This window comes from Chryseobacterium sp. HNCC26DJ238 (genome assembly GCF_057180465.1).
Genome location: NZ_JBXUGI010000001.1, coordinates 43,564 through 68,587, shown reverse-complemented (window position 1 = coordinate 68,587; position 25,024 = coordinate 43,564). Strand labels below are relative to the sequence as shown.

Annotated in this window: 18 protein-coding genes; 11 read left to right on the top strand and 7 right to left on the bottom strand. The window is 37.5% G+C overall.

The annotated features are described in order from the left end of the window. Window positions 1-53 precede the first annotated feature (53 nt). Window positions 54-2,798, top strand: coding sequence for a TonB-dependent receptor plug domain-containing protein (locus AC2A07_RS00305; protein WP_484048706.1), 2,745 nt, complete (start codon window positions 54-56; stop codon window positions 2,796-2,798). Window positions 2,799-2,869: 71 nt separating this feature from the next. On the opposite strand, the gene AC2A07_RS00300 is transcribed toward AC2A07_RS00305, so the two are convergent. Continuing rightward, window positions 2,870-4,966: a TonB-dependent receptor domain-containing protein gene (locus tag AC2A07_RS00300; protein WP_484048705.1), complete on the bottom strand. Its 2,097-nt coding sequence runs from the start codon at window positions 4,964-4,966 to the stop codon at window positions 2,870-2,872. A 230-nt stretch (window positions 4,967-5,196) separates the two neighbouring features. On the opposite strand from AC2A07_RS00300, the gene AC2A07_RS00295 reads away from it, so the two are divergent. Together AC2A07_RS00295 and AC2A07_RS00290 are read left to right on the top strand one after the other, a co-directional pair. Continuing rightward, a complete protein-coding gene (locus tag AC2A07_RS00295; protein WP_484048704.1) occupies window positions 5,197-6,219 on the top strand; it encodes a sensor histidine kinase in 1,023 nt (340 codons plus the stop codon). Continuing rightward, window positions 6,212-6,895: a LytR/AlgR family response regulator transcription factor gene (locus AC2A07_RS00290; protein WP_484048703.1), complete on the top strand. Its 684-nt coding sequence runs from the start codon at window positions 6,212-6,214 to the stop codon at window positions 6,893-6,895. The genes AC2A07_RS00295 and AC2A07_RS00290 overlap by 8 nt, the downstream gene beginning before the upstream one ends. Window positions 6,896-6,944: 49 nt before the next feature. On the opposite strand, the gene AC2A07_RS00285 is transcribed toward AC2A07_RS00290, so the two are convergent. Then, window positions 6,945-9,212, bottom strand: a complete 2,268-nt coding sequence (locus AC2A07_RS00285) for an aconitate hydratase (protein WP_484048702.1) — start codon at window positions 9,210-9,212, stop codon at window positions 6,945-6,947. A gap of 318 nt (window positions 9,213-9,530) precedes the next feature. Then, entirely contained in the window at window positions 9,531-12,311 is a 2,781-nt protein-coding gene (locus AC2A07_RS00280) for a bifunctional aconitate hydratase 2/2-methylisocitrate dehydratase (RefSeq protein WP_484048701.1), read from the bottom strand. Window positions 12,312-12,704: 393 nt separating this feature from the next. Here AC2A07_RS00280 and AC2A07_RS00275 point away from each other — a divergent pair, with 393 nt between their 5' ends. The 8 genes from AC2A07_RS00275 to AC2A07_RS00240 all read left to right on the top strand — a co-directional run bounded on the left by AC2A07_RS00275 (window position 12,705) and on the right by AC2A07_RS00240 (window position 22,189). Continuing rightward, window positions 12,705-13,466 (top strand): WG repeat-containing protein, encoded by a 762-nt coding sequence (locus AC2A07_RS00275; RefSeq protein ID WP_484048700.1) that lies wholly within the window; start codon window positions 12,705-12,707, stop codon window positions 13,464-13,466. A 231-nt stretch (window positions 13,467-13,697) separates the two neighbouring features. Continuing rightward, window positions 13,698-15,812: a TonB-dependent receptor gene (locus tag AC2A07_RS00270; RefSeq protein WP_484048699.1), complete on the top strand. Its 2,115-nt coding sequence runs from the start codon at window positions 13,698-13,700 to the stop codon at window positions 15,810-15,812. A 470-nt stretch (window positions 15,813-16,282) separates the two neighbouring features. Continuing rightward, the gene (locus tag AC2A07_RS00265) at window positions 16,283-17,044 is read left to right on the top strand and encodes an HU domain-containing protein (RefSeq protein WP_484048698.1); all 762 of its coding nucleotides are present in this window, start codon (window positions 16,283-16,285) and stop codon (window positions 17,042-17,044) included. Continuing rightward, entirely contained in the window at window positions 17,032-17,553 is a 522-nt protein-coding gene (locus tag AC2A07_RS00260; protein WP_314492924.1) for a hotdog domain-containing protein, read from the top strand. The genes AC2A07_RS00265 and AC2A07_RS00260 overlap by 13 nt, the downstream gene beginning before the upstream one ends. A gap of 112 nt (window positions 17,554-17,665) precedes the next feature. Then, on the top strand, window positions 17,666-18,598 hold the full coding sequence (locus tag AC2A07_RS00255) for a 2-hydroxyacid dehydrogenase (protein ID WP_484048697.1): 933 nt from the start codon (window positions 17,666-17,668) through the stop codon (window positions 18,596-18,598). 93 nt (window positions 18,599-18,691) lie between these two features. Then, on the top strand, window positions 18,692-19,954 hold the full coding sequence (locus AC2A07_RS00250) for a serine hydrolase domain-containing protein (RefSeq protein WP_484048696.1): 1,263 nt from the start codon (window positions 18,692-18,694) through the stop codon (window positions 19,952-19,954). Between the two features lie 25 nt (window positions 19,955-19,979). After that, complete coding sequence (locus tag AC2A07_RS00245) at window positions 19,980-21,731, top strand: Ig-like domain-containing domain (RefSeq protein ID WP_484048695.1); 1,752 nt, start codon at window positions 19,980-19,982, stop codon at window positions 21,729-21,731. Next, window positions 21,731-22,189, top strand: coding sequence for a heme-binding domain-containing protein (locus tag AC2A07_RS00240; RefSeq protein WP_314492912.1), 459 nt, complete (start codon window positions 21,731-21,733; stop codon window positions 22,187-22,189). The genes AC2A07_RS00245 and AC2A07_RS00240 overlap by 1 nt, the downstream gene beginning before the upstream one ends. Window positions 22,190-22,325: 136 nt before the next feature. On the opposite strand, the gene AC2A07_RS00235 is transcribed toward AC2A07_RS00240, so the two are convergent. Genes AC2A07_RS00235 through AC2A07_RS00220 form a run of 4 tightly spaced genes read right to left on the bottom strand, consistent with a single transcriptional unit; the run spans window position 22,326 to window position 25,005 of the window. After that, window positions 22,326-22,841, bottom strand: a complete 516-nt coding sequence (locus tag AC2A07_RS00235; protein ID WP_484048694.1) for an NUDIX hydrolase — start codon at window positions 22,839-22,841, stop codon at window positions 22,326-22,328. Beyond that, on the bottom strand, window positions 22,838-23,755 hold the full coding sequence (gene xerD, locus AC2A07_RS00230) for a site-specific tyrosine recombinase XerD (protein ID WP_484048693.1): 918 nt from the start codon (window positions 23,753-23,755) through the stop codon (window positions 22,838-22,840). The genes AC2A07_RS00235 and xerD overlap by 4 nt, the downstream gene beginning before the upstream one ends. A 15-nt stretch (window positions 23,756-23,770) precedes the next feature. Then, a complete protein-coding gene (locus AC2A07_RS00225) occupies window positions 23,771-24,202 on the bottom strand; it encodes a deoxycytidylate deaminase (protein ID WP_484048692.1) in 432 nt (143 codons plus the stop codon). Window positions 24,203-24,237: 35 nt separating this feature from the next. Then, a complete protein-coding gene (locus AC2A07_RS00220; protein WP_484048691.1) occupies window positions 24,238-25,005 on the bottom strand; it encodes an enoyl-CoA hydratase-related protein in 768 nt (255 codons plus the stop codon). Window positions 25,006-25,024: the final 19 nt, after the last annotated feature.

Sequence of the window (25,024 nt, the reverse complement as noted above, 5' to 3'; positions counted from 1 at the left end):
AAAGTAATAAAAAGGTAACGTTACATATATAAATCAATTAAAAATAAAAACACATGCGTAATTTTACACACAGAAGTATCCTTACTTCAGCTACCCTTATTTCGACATTCTACTATGCACAGACAGATTCTCTGCAGTCCCGGAAAATTGATGAAGTCGTTCTTCTCGGATCCAGAGGTTCAGGCAGATCTTTAACGGATACTCCGGTTCCCGTAGATTATATTAATATTTCAAAAGTTTTAAGACAAAGTCCTGTTAATAATATAAGCCAGGCACTTAATTATATTGTTCCTTCATTTTCATCAACTTCCCATACGGTGAATGACGGGACAGATTTTGTTGATCCCGCTCAGTTGAGAGGGTTAGGGCCCGATCAGGTTCTGGTTTTACTGAATGGGAAAAGAAGGTATCAGTCTTCCCTGATTAATGTTACGCTTACTCCCGGAAGAGGATCAGTAGGGACAGATCTTAATGCAATTCCGGCATTTGCTCTGGAGAAAATTGAAGTGTTGAGAGACGGAGCATCTGCTCAATATGGCTCTGATGCTATTGCAGGAGTTATCAATCTCGGACTTAAAAGAAGATTGGGATTGTCAGGACAGATATTTTTGGGAGGAAATGCATCATCGGTCACCAATAATTTTTCCGGTGGTATAGACGGACAGGCGATTTCAGCTGATCTGAATTATGGAGCTAAAATTGGAAAGAATGGTTTCGTTAATGTAACCGGATCTGTGCAGTACCGCGATCCTTATTCCAGGGCAGGAGTTAGGCAGGGACCTATCTTTAATGCCTATAATGCGATCAGTTACAGAGCTTTGCAGGATGGTGTGAATATAGACGGATTATATAAAAACATCACCAATACGCCTAACGGGCAGCAGATTATTAATACCGTAAAGCAATATGCTTCGCAGGTTGATTATTTTTCTCAGGATTTTAAAAACCAGATATCCGGAACCAACAGTATATCAGGACTGCAGGGGCTTTTAGGACAGGATTTTACGGATCAGGAACTTAATTACAGGGGACTGGAAAGAAAAGATTTCAGCCTGAGGGCAGGGCAGTCGAAACTCCAGTCTGCACAGCTGTTTTTTAATTCTGAAATTCCGGTTAATGAGAACTGGAAAGTATATTCCTTTGGAGGCTACAGCTACCGTTTAGGGAATTCCGGTGGATTTTACCGTCTTCCTAATTCAGAGCGGAATATCAATGGCATTACCCCCAACGGATACCTGCCCCAGATTGAGGCCAATGTCAATGACTATTCTTTGGCCGGAGGAATCAGAGGGAAATGGAACGACTGGAATGTAGACCTGAGTAATACATTCGGGAAAAATATGTTTAATTTCGGGGTAGTCAATACATTCAATGCAAGTCTCGGAGACAACTCACCGAGAACCTTCAAAGCAGGAGGGTCAGAATTTTTACAGAATACCCTAAATCTGGATTTATCAAAAAAATACGATGTACTTCATGGTTTGAATGTCGCTTTTGGTGGAGAATACAGGTATGAAAACTATAAAGTGAATGCCGGGGATGAAAACTCTTATGTCTCGTATGATATTTTTGGACGTGTAGTGACTGCAGCAACGCCTCAGAACGAACAGTCCACTGATTTTTTTGGAACCATCAGACCTGCAGGATCTCAGGTGTTTCCGGGATTCAGTCCTGATAATGCGGTTTCAGGAAACAGAAACAGTATTGCAGCGTATGCGGATGTAGAAATAGAACCTGCTGACGGATGGTTGGTAGAAGGAGCTGTACGCTATGAAAATTATTCAGATTTTGGTTCGACCTTTAATTATAAATTGGCAACCAATGTAAGGCTGGCAAAGAACTTTAACTGGAGAGGAGCTGTTTCCACCGGATTCAGGGCGCCTTCACTGGCACAGATTAATTACAGTTCTACATCCACGCTGATTCAACAGGGAAATACGACGCAGGTGGGTACTTTCAGAAATAATTCTGAAGCAGCGGAGGCCCTGGGGATTCCAAAACTGAAACAGGAAACTTCACAGTCTTACAGTACCGGAATTACCTGGAAGATTCCGGCATTGAATCTTGTATTTACGGCAGATGCTTACCTCATAAAAATTAAGGACAGGGTAGTACTGACTGATTTATTTTACCGTCCGGACGGAAGTTTCTCACCCGGATCTGATCAGGCAGTTCTGCAAGGAGCTTTTGATCTTGCAAGAGCAAGTGCCGCCAATTTCTTTGCTAATGCTGTAGATTCAGAGACCAAAGGGTTGGATATTACGCTTTCGCAGAATTCAAGAATTTCAGAAAGAGTGTCATTGGAAAATAATCTGGGTTTTAATCTGAATCAGACCAGGAGGGTGGGTGAGATTCATGCTTCTCCTAAACTGATAAGCCAGATTGATAATTATTTCTCTGAACCTAACAGGGTTTATTTTGAGGAAGCGGTACCGAGAATAAAAACAACGTTATCCAATACGGCGAGGTTTTCTGCATTGACGGTTTCCCTGAGAAATACATATTTCGGGAAGGTGACAGACGCTGATGTATTGGACGCCAACTTTGACGGAATTACCGAAAGCAGGGAACATTTTGTGCTCAACAACCGGGTCGTGACTGATCTGTCTGTAGGGTATGCTTTCACAAAAAATGTTTCGGCAACGGTAGGAAGCAACAATATTTTCAATATACTGCCTTCCAAAAGTCCCAATATCGACTCTTTAACCGCTGATAATCAGTTTGTGTATTCCAGACAGGTTTCCCAATACGGTATCGGAGGTCGTTTTCTGTTTGCCCGGGTTGAATTTAAATTTTAGATAGGTGACAAAAACAAAAAACAGAGATTCGGTCTCTGTTTTTTGCTTATTGAAAGAAGAGCGTAAAATGTTTACTGTACTCTTTCTTTTTCTTCGAAACTGATATTTTTCTTATTGATTTTTTTATTGCCAAATGTGTAATTGAAACTCAGGCGGAAGCTTCTTCCGTCCCAGTAATTGTTCATTAACTGCTTACTGTCTTTAAAGTACATCTCGCCACGGTATCTCTGGGCAAAAATGTTGGTTACCGTTGCATTGATCTGCAGTTGTTTTTCCATCAGGGAGACTTTTAGCCCTGAAGTAAGTTCGGGGTAAGCATAAAAATAAGTATTAACATTTCTGTACGGCAGACTGTGGCTGTAGTTCAGAAAAAAGACAAGTGTTTTGTTTTTGTTCAGGGTAAAAGTATTGTTGACAGAGTAGCTGAATGAATATCCTTTTGAAGTTTCTGCATTGATGTCAAATACTTCCGAAGTCTGATAAGATGCATTGGCTGTTATATTGGCTTCCCAGAATTTGAAGAAGGTATTGGTGTAGGAAGCATTCATTCCGTAAGAATCATTGTTATAATAATTTTTATAATCGCTGTTTTGAGAAAGTCCGTCTAATGAAGCAACCTGTCCGAAAGCATTTGTGAGTCTTAGATAATACGCACTTGCCGAAAATTTATTGTTGTAAGTGTATCCCAGCTCATAATTATTCATGTATGACGGAGTCAGCAGCGGATTTCCGGTTGAATAAGAATAAGGGTTCTCATACCATCTGAATGGATTAAGATTGCTCATGCTTGGACGGTTAATTCTTCTGGAATAGGATAGATTAAACACATTTTTGTCTTCTTTATAGGCAATATACGCTGACGGAAACCACTGTCCGTAACGGAGATCATTCACCGAGCTGTTGACAAACGTATTCTCGTAACGCAGTCCGGCCTTGGCATCCCAATGCTCTCCAAAGCTTTTGGAAAAACTTGCATAAGCGGCAAAATTATTCTCTTTATAATTGAATACACTGCCTTTTTCCTCATCAATGATGTACTGACTGTTTTCAAGATTCAGATATTTCAGATCAGCAGAATTTCTGAATTGATTAAACTTCATGCCGGTATCAATCGTTCCGAATGAAAGAGGAAGTTCCAGATCAGCCTGCACAGAAAAAATCTGAGGTTTGATTTTTGAAAAGGTCTTTACATTCTGAACAGAATTATCAGGAAGCGTCAATGTATTAAAATTAACTTCGGTGGTATTATTATTCTGATAAAAATTCCCTGCGATACTCAGTTTTTTCCCGAGAGAATCCAATTTCAGATCATAATAAGTACTGAATGTATGGGTCGGTGATTTCTCTCTGTGGAACGTGTTGGTGATCAGGTTTTTTTCTTCAAGTTCAGAATTGATGTTTTTTGTTATATTGACAATATCCATCCCTGAATGTTGACTGCCGAAAATATAGTCCATCCCGATTTCCGAATTTTTACTGATTTTATAGGAGGCACTCAGATTAGGAGTGAAGTCCTGCCACATATCTTTTCGGATAGACCTGCTGTAATTTTGAGACACCCCTAAAATCGTATATCTTTCATCGGCTTGCTTTGCGCCTTCTATATAGCTTGTCTTCAGGCTCAGGCTTAATCTTTCGGTTTGATAATTTAATGTTCCGTTTGTACTTCCGTTGAGGTAGGTTCTTTGTGATAATCCGGTATTAATGTTTCCGCTGAAACCAAGGTTTGGATTTTTTTTCAGAATGATGTTGATCAGTCCACTGTTTCCCTGCGCTTCGTATTTTGCAGGTGGAGTGGTAATCACTTCAATTTTAGAAATATTTTCTGAGCGGATCGATTTAAGATAGTTGAGAAGTGCAGTTCCTGACAGATTGAGCATTCTTCCGTTGATCATCACGTTCACGGTGCTTTTTCCTGTAATAGCAATTGTGCCGAGATTCTCATCCACTTTAAGCATGGGTACATTTGCAAGCGTTTCACCTGCATCCATACCTTGAGAAGCAATGGATGCATCGACATTGAAAATCAGCCGGTCTGCTTTTCTCTCAAGCAATTTTTTCTTAATAAGAATATCAACCTGTTCAATTTGTTTAATGCTGTCTTTCTGAGTCTGTGCAAAGGTTACTGAGGAAAATAATGCGGTGATCAATAGATATTTAAGTTTCATAGGTAAATTTTTAAGTTGTTATATGGAATCATGATTTTGTCTCCGGATAAAAAAGACTGAGTGGCAGTTCTATTTATTTGTTGATGCAAATGTATAGGGACGGTTGATCTTCTGAAACAGCATTTAGATTTCAGGAGGTTTTAATCCGGTCAAAAAAAATTCATCGGTAAAATACAGGCGTTTATCGGAAAACATTTGGCGTTACAAAACTTAGAAGCTTACATTTGGGCATGAAAAAAGAACAGATCATCTGGCTCCAAATCATTTACTGGAGTTTTAATTTTACCGGAACTGTAATTACACCCGTTTTTTTCTTTAATGAACAGAATAGTCTGCAAAGTACAGTCTTAAGAATCACCTTTTTTATTGTAGGATTTTGTACTTTCTATATAGCGTATCTTTTTGTTATTCCTAAAATTTTTAAACTTGAAAAGCTTTACACCACAGTTTTAGTATTTTTCATATCTATCTTTTTTTTCGCCGTATTACGGTATTTACTTGAAGAATTGCTGTTGCCGATAACGTATGGATTTAGAAATTATGGTGAAGGCACAGGGTTGACTTATTATTTTTTTGATAATATCTACACTGGAAGTCTGACTATCTTTATTGCCGGGATTTTTTGGATCCTTAAAAAGTTTGGTGTGGTAGAACTGGAAAAAAAACAGCTTGAACAGGAAAGAAATGAAGCGAAAATTCAGGCTTTGAAAACCCAGATCAATCCTCATTTTATTTTCAATACCCTGAACAATATTTATTCTCTGGTTTATCAGAAATCCGAAAAAGCCTTGCCGGCCATTGAAGAGCTTGGTCAGTTATTAAGATATACAACAAAAGACCTGGAGAAAGATTTCATTTCTCTGGAAAAAGAAATAGGATATCTCGAAAGCCTGATAGAACTGGAAAAGCTCAGACTGAAAAACCCTGATTTATTGACTGTTGAGAAAAACTTAAATCATCCAAATCTGGTGATCTCACCGATGCTTTTGATTCCGTTTGCAGAAAATGCTTTCAAACATGGGAATTTCAGCGGAAAAGGTTTTATTTTGAAGATTTCTGATGAGAACCAAAAACTTCACTTTTATCTCTGTAATTTTAAAAAGCAAAGGTCTAAAGATGCGGTACGGGGCATAGGGCTTGAGAATGTCAGGAAAAGGCTTGGAATTTTGTATCCAAAAAAACATGAACTTCACATTACGGAAACTGAAACTGATTTTACAGTAGATTTAAAAATAGATTTAAGAGATGAATAAAATTAAATGTATTGTCGTTGATGACGAACCGCTTGCTATATCGCTGATTGGGAGCTATGTTGAGAAAATTCCGTTTCTTGAACTTGTTTTTTCGTCAGAAAATCCTATCGAAGCTTTGGAATATATTCAGAAGAACGATGCTGATCTTATATTTTTAGATATTCAGATGCCGGAACTCACAGGAATCAATTTCATGAAAATTGTCGGTGACAAAATGAAATATATTCTCACAACCGCTTATTCGGAATATGCTCTGGAAGGATATGAACATAATGTAGTTGATTATCTTTTAAAACCCGTTTCGTTTGATAGGTTTAATAAAAGCATTATTAAAGCCAGAGAACGTTTCCCTTTAGATGAAACTAAAGAGACAGGTTATTTTTTTGTGAAATCTTCAGGTCAGCAGCATCGCATTCAGTTTGATGATATTCTTTACATTGAAAGCATTAGAGATTATGTTAACATTAAAACCTATATGCAGGAATACATTGTATTGGAAACGCTGAAGTCTCTTGAAATTCAACTTCCAGAACATTTCATTAGAGTCCACAAATCCTTTATTCTGAATATCACTAAAGTAAAAAGCATGGGTCTGAAAAAGATAAATCTTATTTCAGATCATGAGATCCCGATAGGGGAAAGCTATAGAAGCAGCCTTATGAGTAAAATAAAATAAGCAGTTCCAATAAAAGAGCTGCTTATTTTTATAATTGATTAATTACTGATTAATTTTCCTGTCTCTTGATAAGATTAAGGGCAGAACCTGCTTTAAACCAGTCTATTTGTTGGGCATTATACGTATGGTTTGCTATGACAGTGTCCTTTGTTCCGTCAGTATGGATGAATTCTAAAGTCAATTGTTTTCCCGGTGCAAACTGATCCAGATCAGTGAAATTGACAACATCATCTTCCTGAATCTTATCATAGTCAGATTCATCAGCAAAAGTCAATCCCAACATCCCTTGTTTTTTAAGGTTTGTTTCATGAATTCTCGCAAATGATTTTACCAATACTGCTTTAACACCAAGATGTCTCGGTTCCATCGCTGCGTGTTCCCTTGAGGAACCTTCACCATAGTTTTGGTCTCCGACAACAATCGAAGGAATTCCCGCAGCCTTGTATGCTCTCTGAACAGCAGGAACTTCACCGTAAGTGCCATCGAGCTGGTTCTTAACGTTGTTGGTTTCCATATTGTAAGCATTAACTGCGCCTATCAGCATATTGTTGGAAATATTATCAAGATGGCCTCTGTACTTCAGCCACGGACCTGCCATCGATATATGATCAGTCGTACACTTTCCGAAAGCTTTAATCAAAACTCTTGCTCCAGTAATATTGTTACCGTCCCACGCAGGAAATTCTTCCAGTAACTGCAGCCTGTCAGAAGTCGGGCTTACCTTTACTTCTACAGCTGAACCATCTGCTGAAGGTGCCTGATAACCATTGTCATCGACGGCAAATCCTTTAGAGGGCAATTCGTGACCGCTTGGCTCATTTAATTTGATCTGCTCACCATTTTCGGCAGTCAGAGTATCTGTAATCGGGTTAAAGTCTAATCTTCCTGATATGGCAATAGCTGCTACCATTTCCGGTGAAGCAACAAAAGCATGGGTGTTTGGATTTCCGTCTGCTCTCTTTGCAAAATTTCTGTTGAAAGAGTGAATGATTGAGTTTTTCTCCCCTTTTTCAGATCCCTCTCTGTCCCACTGTCCGATACATGGCCCGCAGGCATTGGTAAAGATTCTTGCATTTTCAAACTTTCTGAAAGAATCTAAGAAACCGTCTCTTTCTGCTGTAAATTTTACTTGTTCAGAGCCTGGATTGATTCCTAAAATAGCTTTAGGTTTTACCCCTTTTGCTACTGCATCTTCAACAATAGAAGCGGCTCTTGACAAGTCTTCGTAAGAAGAATTCGTACACGATCCAATTAGTGCCCATTCTACTTCAATAGGCCATCCGTTTGCTTCTGCTTTTTCTTTAAATTCAGAAACAGGTGTTGCTAAATCCGGAGTAAAAGGTCCGTTAAGATGAGGTGCCAGCTCGGAAAGATCAATTTCTATCACCTGATCAAAATATTGTTCAGGGTTTGTGTATACTTCAGCATCACCTGTTAAATGTTCAGCAATCTGATCTGCGGCATCTACTACATCCTGTCTGCCCGTGGATGCAAGATATCTTCTCATTGAGTCGTCATATCCGAAAGTAGAAGTTGTAGCACCGATTTCAGCACCCATATTACAGATTGTTCCTTTACCGGTTGCAGATAAAGAAATCGCACCGTCACCGAAATATTCTACAATACATCCTGTTCCTCCTTTTACCGTAAGAATTCCTGCCACTTTAAGAATAACATCCTTGGCAGAAGTCCAGCCTGACATTTTTCCTGTCAGTTTTACACCGATTAATTTAGGCATTTTAAGTTCCCAGGGCATTCCTGCCATCACGTCTACTGCATCTGCACCACCGACTCCGATGGCAACCATCCCCAATCCTCCTGCATTTACGGTATGCGAATCAGTACCGATAATCATTCCACCCGGGAAAGCGTAGTTTTCGAGTACAACCTGGTGAATAATACCTGCTCCCGGTTTCCAGAAACCAATCCCGTATTTTTCACATACAGAACCCAGAAAGTTGAAAACCTCAGAGTTTTTGTTGATACCCTCCTGCAAATCTGATTCTGCACCTACTCTTGCCTGAATTAAGTGATCAGCATGTGCAGTCGATGGAACCGCTACTTTAGCTTTTCCTGCCTGCATAAATTGTAAAAGTGCCATCTGTGCAGTTGCATCCTGCATGGCTACTCTGTCCGGAGCAAAATCCACGTATGAATTTCCTCTCTCATATTCCTGTGTTGAATTTCCTTCCCACAAGTGGGTGTAAAGGATCTTTTCTGATAGTGTCAAAGGTTTTCCTGTGATCTGTCTTGCGGCTGCAATACGTTCAGGATAACGTTCGTACACTTTTTTAATCATGTCAATGTCGAAAGTCATATCTTAATCTATTTTTTCTTTTCCAATAATGGCTCTGAATTAAATCAATATTTAAAACGGATCCTGTTTGATGAATCAAATTTTGTTCCTACAATCTGTCAAAAAGATAATTCTGTTGAATGATGAGGATATTTTATTTCTATCAAGTTAAGAAAAAATAGAATTTATTTTTGCTAATTAATTTTAAAATAATGGATGTGGGTCTTAAATAGAAATATTCTAAACAAAAAATTGGAAGATTTTAAGTCCCGAAGGATCAAAATCTTCCAATTTTAAATTATTTAAAAACAGTTATCTGACTGTTATGGAGGCAATGTATTAATGACCAACTGCCACCAATTCCTTGATCGGAGGGGCAAATTTAGTAAGGTCAATACCTTCCACTGCTGCTTTGTATTCTTCTATATTAGGAATTCTTCCGAAAATTGCTGAAAGTACAACAACCGGAGTAGATGCAAGCAGGGACTCTCCTTTTTTACGTTCAGAATCCTCAACGACCCTTCCCTGGAAAAGACGGGTTGAGGTTGCCAAAACGGTATCGCCTTTTTCCGCTTTTTCCTGATTACCCATGCACAGATTACAGCCTGGACGTTCCAGATACATCATATTCTGATATTCTACCCTTGCTGCACCTTTAGGAGCGTTATCATCAAATTCAAAACCAGAGTATTTTTCAAGTAATTCCCAGTCGCCCTCAGCTTTTAATTCATCAATAATATTATACGTTGGAGCAGCTACGACCAAAGGAGCATTAAATTCAACTTTGCCCTGCTGTCTTTCAATGTTTCTAAGCATTTGGGAAACAATTTTCAAGTCACCTTTGTGCACCATACAGGATCCTACGAATCCAAGGTCAACTTTCTTATCTCCTCCGTAGAAAGAAAGATCTCTGATGGTATCATGGGTGTATCTTTTGGAAACATCTTCGTTGTTTACATCCGGATCGGCAATCATCGGTTCAACAATGATGTCCAGGTCAACAACTACTTCTGCATAATAGTTGGCATTCGAATCAGGAGTTAAAGCAGGTTTTTCACCGGATTTGATTTCTGTGATTCTTTTATTGGCTTTATTGATCAGTCCCTGAAGAACCTGATTGTGATTGTCCATTCCTTTGTGAATCATAATCTGAATTCTTCCTTTTGCAATTTCTAAAGATTCGATTAAAGTATCATCTTCAGAAATACAGATAGACGCTTTAGCTTTCATCTCTGCAGTCCAGTCTGTAAAAGTAAATGCCTGATCTGCAGGAAGTGTACCGATGTGAACCTCGATAATTCTCCCCTGGAATACGTTTTCTCCTCCAAACTGCTGCAGCATCTGTAATTGGGTAGCATGTACGACATCACGGAAATCCATATGACGTTTCATATCTCCTTTGAAAGTTACCTTTACAGATTCAGGGATAGGCATTGATGCTTCCCCTGTTGCAAGAGCAAGAGCAACTGTTCCTGAATCAGCTCCGAATGCAACACCTTTAGACATTCTGGTATGGGAGTCACCACCGATAATGATTGCCCACTCGTCAATGGTAATGTCATTGAGTACTTTGTGGATAACATCAGTCATGGCATGGTATTCACCTTTTGGATCACGTGCGGTAATCAAACCGAAATCATTCATGAATTTCATTAGTCTCGGAATGTTTGCCTGCGCTTTTTTATCCCATACTGAAGCCGTGTGACATCCTGACTGGTAAGCACCGTCGACAATTGGTGAAATAACCGTTGCAGCCATCGATTCCAGTTCCTGAGCGGTCATCAGACCGGTTGTATCCTGAGAACCAACGATATTAACTTCCACACGTACATCGGATCCGGCGTGTAAAACTTTTCCGGGAGTTAAGCCCACCGCATTTTTGTTGAATATTTTTTCAACAGCAGTAAGGCCGGCTCCTTCTTTCGTAATCTCTTTTGACGGAGCATAAACCGCAGGGATCTCAATTCCTAAAATGTTTGATGCCCAGGTCTGTAATTTTTTACCAAAAACAATAGCGTAAGACCCACCAGCTTTGATGAATTCCATTTTCTGCGGCGTAAATGATTTGGAAATATCTTTCAATTCCTGGTCGCCGTTGTATAATTTTTTAGTCTTTGTATTGATTGTAAGAACTGTTCCGGTTGCTACAGAATATTTTTCTTCAAGAATCGGTTCACCATTTTCATTACGGATTGGGTTTCCATTATCATCCAGGATTTTCACCCAGTTTTGAAGATCAATCCCAATCCCTCCGGTTACATCGACTGTAGTAAGGAAGATTGGGGAAATACCGTTAGTACCTGCAACGATCGGTGCGATATTGACAAATGGAATGTAAGGACTTGCTTTCTTACCCGTCCAGAGAGCCACGTTATTTACTCCGGACATTCTTGATGAGCCTACACCCATGGTTCCTTTTTCCGCAATAAGCATAACGCTTTTGTCAGGATGCTGTGCCTGTAAAGCCTGGATTTCTTCCTGTGCCTGAGGTGACATCATGCATTTACCATGCAGTTCACGGTCTGATCTTGAGTGTGCCTGATTACCCGGTGACAGTAAATCTGTTGAGATGTCACCTTCTCCGGCGATATAGGTTACGACTTTAATTTCCTCAGCCGCTTCCGGAAGTTTTGTGAAAAACTCAGCCTGAGCGTAGCTTTCAATAATTTCTTTTGCTATTTCATTCCCACTGTTGAATGCATTTTTCAGACGGTCCGTGTCTGCCTCATAAAGGAATACCTGGGTCTTAAGAACATGTGCCGCTTCTTTAGCAATCTGAGCGTCATTACCTAAGGCTAGATCCAAAAGCACTTCAATAGAAGGCCCGCCTTTCATATGTGATAATAATTCGAATGCAAATGCAGGGGTTATTTCTTCTAATACGGATTCACCTGAAATGATTTCTTTTAAAAACTGAGCTTTCACACCGGCAGCACTCGTTGTACCCGGTAAAGTATTGTAGATAAAGAATTTTAAAGAATCAGTTCTGTACTCGTTATTCGTATCCTTAATCTGTGTAATGATTGCGCTGAGTAATTCAGCACCATCAATTGGTTTTGGGTGAAGCCCCTGATTTTTTCTTTCCTCAATTTCTTGGATGTAATCCTGATAAATGTTCATAAATAGAAGTTCTTTTTATTGTTAAATGCAGATTGGCGGAATAGTTTCTGAATCATCAACAGCACAGAAATAAAATACAATCTACATCATTTTGAAAATGTAAGATAATAATCTGTCCCGATGGACAGGCTTCCAAGGACTTTTCTGTAAATGGAAGTGGTTACCTGCGATCTGTTTCGCAGCGAAAACTTTTTTCTGATAAAACGTCTGGAGAATTTTGATGGAGAATATCAATCTTGAGTCCTGAAAACGCTTTACGATTATCAAACATTTAAAAATGTTCCCAAAAATACGGAATTTTAATTTTTTTCAGGTAAAAAATTATTTAGATTGTATATAAATATGTATTTTATATTTTTCTATTTTTGGCAGATATTTTGAACACAAATAAACATGAAGAAAGTTTTTAATGCTATCGCTGTCATCTCATTCCTGAGTCTATCTGCTCAGTCTAAAAACTTGAAAAGTAATAAGTTAGTTTATCAGAAAAAGGCGGAAGTACAGGCTGTTGAAAAAAAATCAGGGAATAATCCTGGTGTTCTGAATGAAAATCTTCCTTTATTGATTCCGCAAAAATCAAATGATAATTTTGGTTATGTTAATCAAAATGGTAAACTTGTGATCAAGCCCGAGTACCATATTGCAATGTTTTTTGCGGAAGATTGTAATCTTCTGAACTCGCCGAATCCAAAAGCAAAGAAATTTGGAACTGCTCAGTTTGCTACGGTTGAAAAGAATAATATCTCTTACAGAATTGACAAAGCAGGTAAAAAAGTATATCAAATTAAAAATGAAGACCTGGGTAAGTGTAAGGCTGAATTTAAAAAACAATTGTATCATGCCTACATTTTAAATAGTCATTATGGGATTATCGAAGATGCAACATTCAGTAATCCTTCGGATCGTTCTCAATTTAAAATTTATCCCAAGTATGAATATCTGCATATTTTAGAAGGAGATGATTTGGCAAATCCCATGATTGTTGCTTCACATAAAGATAAGTTCGGTATTATTGATGTCAACAATAATATCATCATTCCTTTCGAATATTCAGATATCAAAAGAAATTACAGTTGGAAACTGGGAAAAATGTTTGAAGTGACAAAAGACGATAAAACCTATTATTATATTGATTCTAACAATAAATCATACTGAATTTGAAAGATCATTAAATTTTTGTAATTTTGCGCTGAAATTAAAGGGGTGCTCCGACGGGGCTGAGATTATACCCAACGAACCTGGAACAGGTAATGCTGTTTAGGGAACTTAAAAATGAGCAATAGGTATTGAAGTAATAAGCAATTCTCAAATATTACTTAGTACCGATGACTAATCACTCATCATAATCCGCCCCTTTTATTCCATTAAATTTTAAAGTTTATAAGAATGAAAGGATTATTTTTTTTAGGGCTTACCGCAGGTTCTATAAGTTTTGTACAGGCTCAAACTTCAGATTCTATCAAAATCAGAGAAATCGAAGCTATCAATTTTACCAGACGGCTTCCCGTTGCCAAAGAAATCATTAATGTACAGAAAGATTTAGACGGAAGAAATTTAGGACAGGATTTACCTATTCTTCTGAAAAACCAAACTTCCATCATATCAACTTCAGATGCAGGAAACGGGGTAGGCTATACCGGCTTCAGAATTCGTGGAGTGGCAGGTAGGGGAATCAATGTAATGATGAACGGGGTTCCTTTTAATGATTCTGAAAGTCAGGGAACTTTCTTTGTCAATGTACCCGATCTTACAAGTTCTGCATCACAGATTGTTATTCAGAGGGGAGTAGGGACGTCTAACAACGGAGTTTCTGCTTTTGGGGCAAGTATTAATGTGATTTCCAAAGAACCTGAAGAAAAGTTTTACTTTAAAACAGATGACAGTTATGGATCTTTTAATACGTATAAATACTCTGCAGAGGTAGGTTCCGGGAAATTCTGGAAAGATCGCCTTTCCGTTATGGGAAGATATACCAACATTCATTCAGACGGATATATTGACAGGGCTTTTTCAGATTTACATTCATATAATTTTACGGCTCTGTTTGAAGAAAAAAATACCAAAATCCGGCTGATGGCTTTTGGCGGAAAAGAAAAAACCTACCAGGCCTGGAACGGGATCGACAGAAAGACATGGGAAACCAACCCAAGATTCAATCCTTCAGGTGCGATTTATAACAGCACAGGAGATATTTCCGGTTTTTACGGTAATGAGACCGATAACTACAGACAAAATCACTACCAGTTACTTTGGGAGCAGGGATTGAATGACAGATGGAATCTTGAAACAACATTCCATTACACAAAAGGAAAAGGATATTACGAAAATTACCGTCAGGACAACCGTTTTTCACGATATAACCTTCCGAATATCACGGAAGGATCCACACTTTTGGAAAGATCTGATTTTATCAGAAAAAAATGGCTGAATAATGATTTCTATGGAGTTGTATCTACTTTGTACGGCAAATTTGAAAATCTGGATGTCAATTTCGGTGCTGTAGCTAATCAATACTACGGAAGGCATTTTGGAAATGTCACGGGAGTTTTCTTCCCACAGATTGATGAGCACGAATATTACAGGAACCGTTCTGTGAAAAATGAAGTCTCCGGCTTTGCCAAAGCTTTGATTAAAGTAAATGATTTCGAATTTTTCGGAGATCTTCAGCTTAGAAATATCGATTACGATACAAAAATTTTAACAGCAGGCGACGAAGAAGGTGCCGATATTAAACGCAACTGGCTTTTCTTTAATCCAAAAGCGGGCGTTAATTATAGAATAGAAAGCGGAAAAGTTTTCCTGTCTTATGCCCATGCACAACGCGAACCCAATCGGGATGATCTTATTGCAGACAGTAATGTAAAAGCTGAAAAGTTGCACGATTTTGAAGCCGGTCTGGAAAAACAGTTAGGGGCAGTGTCTTTAACAGCCAATCTTTATTATATGTACTATGTAAATCAATTGGTTTTAAATGGCGAACTGAATAATGTGGGAGCCTTTATCAGAACCAATTCCGGGGAAAGCTACAGGAGAGGAATTGAAGTTGGTGCCCTGGCAAAACTTTCAAAGAAATTTGAAATATCAGGAAATGTAAGTTTAAGTCAGAATAGTAACCTGGATTTTAATACAGAAAACAATAACGTAGTGACTGAACTGGGGAATACTGAAATTTCTTTTTCTCCAAATGTGATTGCCAATTTAGGATTGAAATTTAATCCGGATAAAAATTTCGAATTTTCTTTAATGAACCAGTATGTTGGAAAACAGTATTTAGATAATACAGAAAATAAAAGTTTACAGCTCAAAGATTATTTTCTGACTGATTTTAATGCGCAGTATCACTTTAAAGTTGCAGGAAATGATGTTGCTTTGAAACTGTTGGTCAATAATCTTTTGAATAAAAAATACGTAAACAACGGGGCGGTCTGGGAAGGAGATCCTCTTTACTATTCCCAGGCAGGAACTAATTTTATGTTTGGAATCAGCTGGAAAATTCAGTAAACAAACGAGATACCGGTCACATTAATATATTCAGTAAGTTCAGATTAATTTTTTTTAAGACTGCTTCGGCAGTCTTTTTTTATGGTATGCTAGGTCAAACATAAGCTCATTGTGAACAGAGCTGAACAGGATGCTATTGTGAAAAGAAAATTTCTCAGTAATAATCAGAAAATCCTGTGTGATCACAGCGTGAGCACCCAACAGAATCTCTGTAATTCTGTATTCATCAAAGATTCTGCATGTAAAATTCTTTAAGGGATTTATTTAAAACGACGGTATATATTTAGAATCTATGGTCATCTTATCTGAGTGGAACGCCTTAGATAACTAATAAATTTTCATGATCTTAAAAAAAAACTGTGTGATTACAGCGTTTTTAAGAATGAAAGAGTTTTTGTCTTCCATGAGGTCTGTTTTAGTAAAAACAAATCTCCCTAAAAGTCGTGAAAAAGTTATAAATTTGCCGTCAAATGAATATTTCAGCTTACATTTTAGACTATTTGAAACAATTCGGGACCGTAACCGTGCCGAAGTTTGGTGTATTTTCTCTGGAAAATTCTAAAGCAGTCATCAATTCAGAAAACGGAAGTATCCTTCCTCCCTCTACAAAAATTTCTTTTCATTCTGACTATCAGGTTTTATCCGACGATCTGACCCGGTTTGTCAGCGATCAAAAGGCAATTTCAAAAGAAGCTGCTGAAAATGAATTGCAGGTACAGACCGATTTTTGGAAGAAAAAACTTCAGGCAGAGCAGATTTTGGAGATTCAGGATCTGGGAACTGTTTTTATTGAAGACGGAGAGCTCCATTTTAGAGGAAACCGCCTGGAATCTGATCACCCCGATTTTTATGGTCTGGAAGAGATTCACTTTTCAGATATCAATAAAGGTCAGACTTTCGAAAGCCCGAAAAATACCGAAAAAGATTATAAATTCAACAAATCGATTCTTTGGATTTTTCTTTTCATTATTCCTGTCTTAGGAATGTTATATTTAGCCTATACGCAGCAGGAGCTTATTTTTGGAAAGAAATCTTTTGATGATGTTTCGGTACAGACAAAAACGAGAAGAATTGAAAAGAAGATTCCTGTAAAACCAGACTCTGCACAGATCAAAAAAGCAGATTCTGTAAAAGCTTTTAAAGCGGATTCCTTACACAAAGATTCTATAAAGCAGGCTGCAAAAAACTGGAGATCCAATTCCAACAAAAAAACAACAAGATGGCAAAAATAAAAAAAGCTTCAGAATCGCTGACGATCATGACGAATATCGTACTTCCCAATGATACCAATCAACTCAGAAATCTTTTCGGAGGAGAGTTACTGGCAAGAATGGACCGATGTGCTTCTATATCAGCAACAAGACATTGCGAAAGAAGAGTGGTGACCGCTTCTGTAAATCATGTTTCATTTGATCATCCAATTCCGGAAGGAGGAATCGTTGTAATGGAATCTAAAGTTTCCCGTGCATTTTCCACTTCTATGGAAATATATGTTGATGTTTGGTTAGATGACCCGATTAATCACAAAAAAATACAGACCAATAAAGGAATCTACACATTTGTAGCAGTAGATGAATTTAACAGACCGATACCAATTCCTGACATGGAACCGGAAACAGAAGTTGAGAAAGAAAGATATGCTGCAGCTCTCAGAAGAAAAGAACTTTCTCTGATTCTTTCAGGCAGAATGAAGCCTCTGGAATCTGTCGAACTGAAGAAACTGTTTCAGGAACCTTCTTAGATATAGATAACTCAAATGGACTGCACTTGTACACAATAATTATTGAGTAATTGATGAAGCTATTGATGCGGTCTTCATGAAAAAATAATAGTATAATCAGTGTTTAAAAGATATGCGAATTCTCCTTTTAGATAAAAACCATCAACTCATTACCGATCAGCTTTTGGCAAAAAACTTTTCGCTGGAAGAAGATTTTACCTCTTCTTATGATGAGGTTTGTCAAAAAATTCAACATTACGATGGAGTGATTATCAGAAGTCGGATTCCTTTAGATCAAAATTTTTTAAAGAAAGCAAAAAACCTCAAATTTATCGCCAGGGTAGGAGCCGGAATGGAAAATATTGATATTCCTGCAGCAGAGAAGTTGGGAATTCAGCTAATCAATTCTCCTGAAGGAAACAGGGATTCTGTTGCCGAACATGTTGTCGGAATGCTTCTTATTTTAATGCACAGACTTTTCATTGCTTCAGCTGAAGTTAAAAATGGGGTCTGGCTCCGTGAGGAGAATCGTGGTGATGAATTGTTGGGTAAAACAATAGGTCTTATCGGCTACGGCAATATGGGCAAAGCTACTGCAAAAAGACTTTCGGGATTTGGCTGTAAGGTGATTTTTCATGATATTATTCCTGATCTTTCGGATGAATTTGCAACGCAGGTTTCTTTGGAAGAACTGAAAGAAAAAGCTGAAGTGTTAAGTCTGCATATTCCTTTAACGGATTCAACAAAGTATCTAATCAATGCTCAGTTTATTTCTGAGATGAAAAACGATTTCTATTTTGTGAACACTGCGAGAGGGAAAAATGTGGAAACAGAATACCTGGTGGAAGGTTTAAAATCTGGAAAAGTGAGAGGTGCATGTCTTGATGTCCTGGAATATGAAAAGGCTTCCTTTGAAAATCTTGACACCGAAAATGAAGATCTGCAATACCTTTTAGATTCCGAAAAAACAATTGTCACACCGCATATTGCAGGATGGACTCATCAGAGCAAAGAGAAACTGGCCCAGGTCATTGTGGATAAAATACTTTTTTCTTTTTCCGATTAGAAAGGGTTTATTGTGTTAAATAATTCATAATTTGCAAGGATGCTTCATGATTTATTTTGAGTTTTGTTAAATTGCCACTCATTTTTGAAACTCATGAAGAAGCTTACTTTTGTACTTGCTGCAACCCTGTTTTTATTTCTTTTTTCCTGCAAAAACAAATCCGAAAATAAAGAGTCTGTCACCGATAACAGTACCAATCTTCCTAATTATGGGAATGTTGATTTGGGTAAAGTATTTTCCCCTCAGGATGCTGTTCTTTCGAATAAAGATTTTATTGTCAATTATATTGATCAGTATTATAAAAAAGTCTGGGAAGGAAGTGATTTAAGCGGCGGGATTTTAGTGGCAAAAGGAAATGATATTTTATTTGAAAATTATAGAGGTTTTGCAAGAGAGGGTAATCAGATGCCGATCGATAAAAATACTCCGTTGCATGTAGCATCAGTTTCTAAGACACTCACGGCAATGGCAATGTTGAAGTTGGTCGAAGCCGGAAAGATTAAACTTTCAGATCACTTAACGCAGCATTTTCCCGGATTTCCATATCCTGAAGTAACGGTGCAGACCTTATTGGATCAAAGAAGCGGTCTTCCTAAATATGAATATTTTATAACGAAAATTCAGCCCGCACCGGCAGAACTTACAAAAACATATATTACCAATCAGGATGTTCTGAATATGATCATCAAATACAAACCTGATCTGGCAAGAGACACTGATACCGGTTTTATGTACTGCAATACCAATTTTGCACTTCTTGCACTTTTAATTGAGAAGATCACAAAGACTCCTTTTCCGCAGGCAATGAATGAGATGGTGTTCACTCCATTGAAGATGTCCAATACATATATTTTTCAGGAAAAAGACATTCCTACTGCAGCACAGTCATTTTACTATGGAGGAAAAAAATTATATCCTTTGGACCGTTTGGATCTGATCTATGGTGATAAAAATGTATACACAACACCCAGGGATCTTTACAGTTTTTCCAAAGCACTTTTTTCAAAAGATTTTTTAAAACCCCAGCTGATGCAGATGGTCTTTGCTCCTTACAGTAATGAAAAGGTAGGGCAGAATAATTATGGTTTAGGGTTCAGGATGAAAATTTTTGATAACGGTGAAAAACTGACTTATCATAATGGCTGGTGGCACGGAACCAATTCTGTATTTGCCCATCTTCTAAAATCAAAAGTAACCATTGTGGCCATTGGAAACAGATATTCCGGAAAAGTTTATTCTGCATTGGCACTATCTGGGTTATTCGAAGATTTTCCACCTCAGAAAGATAAGCTCCATCATCTTATGAATGATAATAAAGACACATTAAAGTCAGGAACCGAAGTTTTTGGAGAATAATGTTTATTTTTGCTCAAATATATTCATGAAAAGAATTTTCCTCTTACTGGTTTTTGTTTTTCTGGTACATTCCTGTGCTAGGGTCGGTGCGCCTGTCGGAGGCCCTAAAGATACGCTGGCTCCGAAGTTCTTAAGTTCAAATATTGATACGACAAGAGTTAATGTAAGAAGAGATATTAAAGAGTTAAGAATCGATTTTGATGAATACATCACGCTGAAAGATATCAATAAAAATCTCAATATCTCCCCTCCGATAGAGAATATTACAAGGATTCTTCCTTCAAATATTGCCAATAAGTTTCTGGTCATTCAATGGTCAGATACTCTGCAGGCAAATACGACCTATAATTTTAATTTTGGAAATTCGATTGCAGATAACAGTGAATCGAATATATTAAGATATTTTAATTTTGCCTTTTCTACAGGTGAAAAGCTGGATGATCTTTACATAAGCGGTGAAGTAAAAGATGCTTTTACCATAAAAAAACAAAGCAGCAGCGAGAATAAGATGGTCGTGGGACTCTATCAGCTGAAAGACACTATTGATTACAGGAAAAAGCCATATTATATCACAAAAGTAGATGACGATGGATATTATGAACTCAATTATCTTGCGACGGGCAAATACAAAATTATCGCCTTCGATGACGAAAACGGTAATTCGGTTTATGATCCAGGGAAAGAGAAAATTGGATTTCAGAAAGATACCGTTACAATTGAAAAGTCAATTTCAGGTTTGAACTTAAAACTGTATCCTTCAAAAAAACCATATAAAAAGCCGGAATTAAAAGAAATCCCGGGCGGTATCCTAATGACCTTCGAAGGCAATCCTACCGATGTAAAGGTTTTTTCTAAAAATCAAAAACTTCAGGATCTGAAAGTAACGCATACCCCAAAGTCAGATTCGGTAAGAATTTGGTTTGATGCCGTAAAAAGTGATGTTGGCCAAAAAATTACTGAAAATCTTAAATTCGGTTATCAGGCGGATGACAGAAAAGATTCAACTTCCGTTTTTTACAAGTACAATGCAAAAAATACAATGACACTGACGAATGAGGACGGAAATTTGCTTCCTCCAAAGACAGATTTTAAAATTACCTCAAATTACATTGTTGATAAGGTAAGCCCTGAAAAATGGATTTTAAAAAGCGACAGTCTGACGACTCAGAATTTTACAGCAAAAATATCAGAATCAAATCCTTACCAGATATTAATCCAATCTGATTTTATTGCGGGTAAAAAATATCAGCTTACGATTCCGAAAACTACTGTTTCATCTTTTTATGATAAAAATGCAGAGTCCAAAAGATTTGATTTTGAAGCGGATAAAATAGAAAACTATGGAAGTTTGGCATTCAGCCTTACGAACGCTCCCACCTCAAAATATTGGATTCAGTTATTGGATACTTCTGAAAAAGCAGTATATCAAAAATATACCAGCGGAAATGCTGTTAAGTTTGATATTGTAAAACCCGGTGAATATATTGTAAGGATTTTAGTAGACAACAATAATAACAAACGTTGGGATGAAGCAGATTTTGTCAATCAGGTTTTTGCTGAAGACTCTTATGTCTATTATAAAATGGTTGTTGCGAGACCATTATGGGAATCTAAAGAAGATTGGGATCTGAATGACAAAAGGACATTTGAAGGGATTAAAACGGCTCCAAAAGAAAACAAGGAAGATGAGGCTCAGCCACAGCAGGGTTTTAATAATAACGGCTCCTTTAATAATTCTACAACGTCCGGTACCAACACTTTACAACGTAGCAGATAATGAAGACAGTAAAAAGAATAGTTTTCTGGTCCCTTGTACTTTTTGCATTGATTCAGTTTATTCCGACCGATAAGATCAATCAGCCGGTTAATCGGTCAGTCAATTTTACTGATGTAAAAAAAACTCCGCTTAAGATAACAGGATTGCTGAAAAGTGCATGCTATGATTGTCATTCCAATGAGACAGTTTATCCAAAATATGCTTATATAGCACCCATTTCATGGTCAGTTAAAGATCATGTGAATGAAGGACGTGAGCATTTAAATTTTTCTTTGTGGAACAGCTATAATAAAGAACTGAAAGAAAGTATGCTCAAAAAAGCAGTGCAAACACTTCAGGATAAATCAATGCCGCTGCCTGCATATGTGGTCTATCATGATGAAGCCAATATCTCTGATGCTGAAAGAACGGTATTAATCCAATATTTTGAAAATATTTTAGAATCGAAATCCTATTAAGCATCTTCCTGATTTTATCTTGAGTGAATAAGGAGGAATTTTCTTTCTTATTCTCAGTATGTTAGTTAAAAAAAATCCCACATACTGTAAAATTTCACCTGTTCGGTATTTTTACGATATGCGGGAGTATAATAACTTAAATGTTCTTCAAGTAATCTTCAAAAAATATTTTCTGTGAATCGAACGCGATATCATCAAGATTGACTTCTGACATATGAATCCACTGAGCTTCTGAAATTTCCGAGAGTTCCAGACTGACTTCAAATTTTTCTGAAACAGTATATTCGTAGAATAAATCGATCGTATTGTAGTCAATTTCCTTGTACTGATATACATTGGGCAGACTTGTAAGATATTTGAGACTCTCAATATCAATGGGGAGTTTAAGCTCTTCAAAAAGTTCCCTTTTACAAGTATTCTCTGCACTTTCCTTAGGATCCACAAAACCGCCTGCGAGATCAAGCTTTCCTTTTTTCGGCTCCTGATTTCTTCGTGTAAGGTAAATCTCATTCTCACATCGAATCACTACTGCTACTGCACCGGCAACATTGTTATATAATCGAAAATTGCAGTTGGGGCAGCTCCATTTCTTTTCGCCATCCCAATCCAATGTTTCTTTGCCGCATTCCGGACAGTATTTTAATATTTTCATTCAATAATTTTAGCCTTGTTTCTCGGATGGTAATGTAAAATGACATCCCGCAGTTCCTCAGTTTTCAAATGAGTGTAAACGGCAGTGGTTGTAATGCTTGAATGTCCCAGCATCTCCTGTATATACCGCAAATCTACACCGTTTTGTAATAAATGGGTGGCAAATGAGTGTCTGAAGGTATGTGGAGATATTTTTTTGCTTATACCTGCTTTATCAGTAAGTTCTTTGATAATGACAAATACGATTACGCGTGACATGGATGTACCCCTGCTGTTTAAAAACAGTGAATCCTCATGCTTTTTGTTGACCTTACATTGTGACCGAACCTCATGAATATAGGTCTGCAGTAAATCTGCAGTATAGTCTGCTAAGGGGACAAAACGTGTTTTATTTCCTTTTCCTACAATTTTAATATAGTTCTCTTTGAAATTAATATTTGATATCTTTATATCAATCAACTCAGAAACACGGATTCCGCAGCCGTAGAGAACCTCTATAATACAATGGTTTCTTTTTCCAATGTCAGTCTGTATCTCAATGGCATCAATTATTTTATTGATATCAGAAAGGCTTAACGTATCAGGCAGATACAGACCCAGTTTTGGACCTTCAAGAAGTGCAGAAGGATTATCTTCGCGAATTTCATCTTCAGCGAGATATCTGAAAAATGCTTTGATGGAAGAGATCCACCTAGCCTGTGATCTCTCGCTGAATTTTTGTTTGGAAAGAGTAAAAATGTACTCCTGAAGATTTTCGTAAGAGATTATATCCGGCCCAACGTTTTCAAGATCGTTTTGTGCATAATCTCTTAATTTTCTGATATCCCTTATGTAAGCGTCAAGCGTATTTTCGGAAAAGTTTCTTTCAAATCTCAGAAAAATTTCAAAATCTTTAATTTTTTCATCCCAAGTCATTGTGTTGTGTTTTTTTTAAATTTGTAATTCATTCTCGGAAACCTGTATTATCTCAATACCGTGGCTTTTTAAAAATGATATTCCTTCATCATCAGAATAAGCATTGATATAGACGAGTTTTTCAATCCCTGCCTGTAATATCAATTTACTGCAATCTTTACAGGGAGAGAGCGTGAGATAAAGGGTAGCTCCCCGTGCTGATTGTGTAGAACCTGCAAGTTTTAAAATCGCATTAGCTTCTGCATGCAGAACGTACCAGTGTGTTTTGCCTGTTTCGTCCTCACAGCAGTTTTCAGATCCAGAAGGGGTACCATTGTAGCCATCTGAAATAATCATCCTATCTTTTACAATAAGAGCTCCCACCTGTTTCCTTTCGCAGTAGGAGAGTTTTGCCCATTCCAGAGCCATTTTTAGATAAGCTTTGTCAAACTTATTATACATCTTCATCGTTTGTTTTTCGAAATAATTGTGATATAATAATCTTAAAAGTTAGGCTTTCTTTTCTCAAGGAAAGCAGAAACCCCTTCTTTTTTATCTTCTAATTCAAAAAGTTCACCGAAATATTTAATTTCGGTCTCGAATCCTTTGTCAGTATCAGACATATTGGTAGCGTGGATTGCTTTTGAAATTGCCATTGGAGAGTTGTAAGCAATTACTTTAGCCAATTCCCTGGTTTTGGCTAATAACTCTTCCGATGAATATACTTCATTCACAAGGCCAATTTCTTTAGCCTTTTGTGCAGAAATCATTTTTGCTGAGAAAATCATCTCGTTGGCAATCCCTTTTCCTACAAGTTTTGGAAGTCTTTGGGTGCCTCCGTATCCCGGAATCAAACCTAAAGTAACTTCAGGAAGACCCAATTTTGCATTTTCAGATGCATATCTTATGTGACATGACATTGCAAGCTCAAGACCACCGCCTAAAGCAAAGCCATTTACTGCTGCAATGACAGGCTTAGAAAGATTTTCAATCTTATTAAAAAGAATCTCATGTCCGCTTCTTGCAAGCTCTTCAGCTTCTACCTGGTTAAAGTTGCTGAATTCTTTTATATCTGCACCGGCTACAAATGATTTATTTCCGCTTCCGGTTATAATGATAACTCTTATCTCCTGGTCAGACGCTAATTCATCTAACGCATAACTGACTTCTTTTATTGTTTTTGCGTTCAGTGCATTTAAACTTTCAGGTCTGTTTATGGTGATGATTGCAGTTTTGTCTTCCTTGTCTAAGGTTATGTTTTCGTAACTCATTCGCCGTCTATATCTTTAA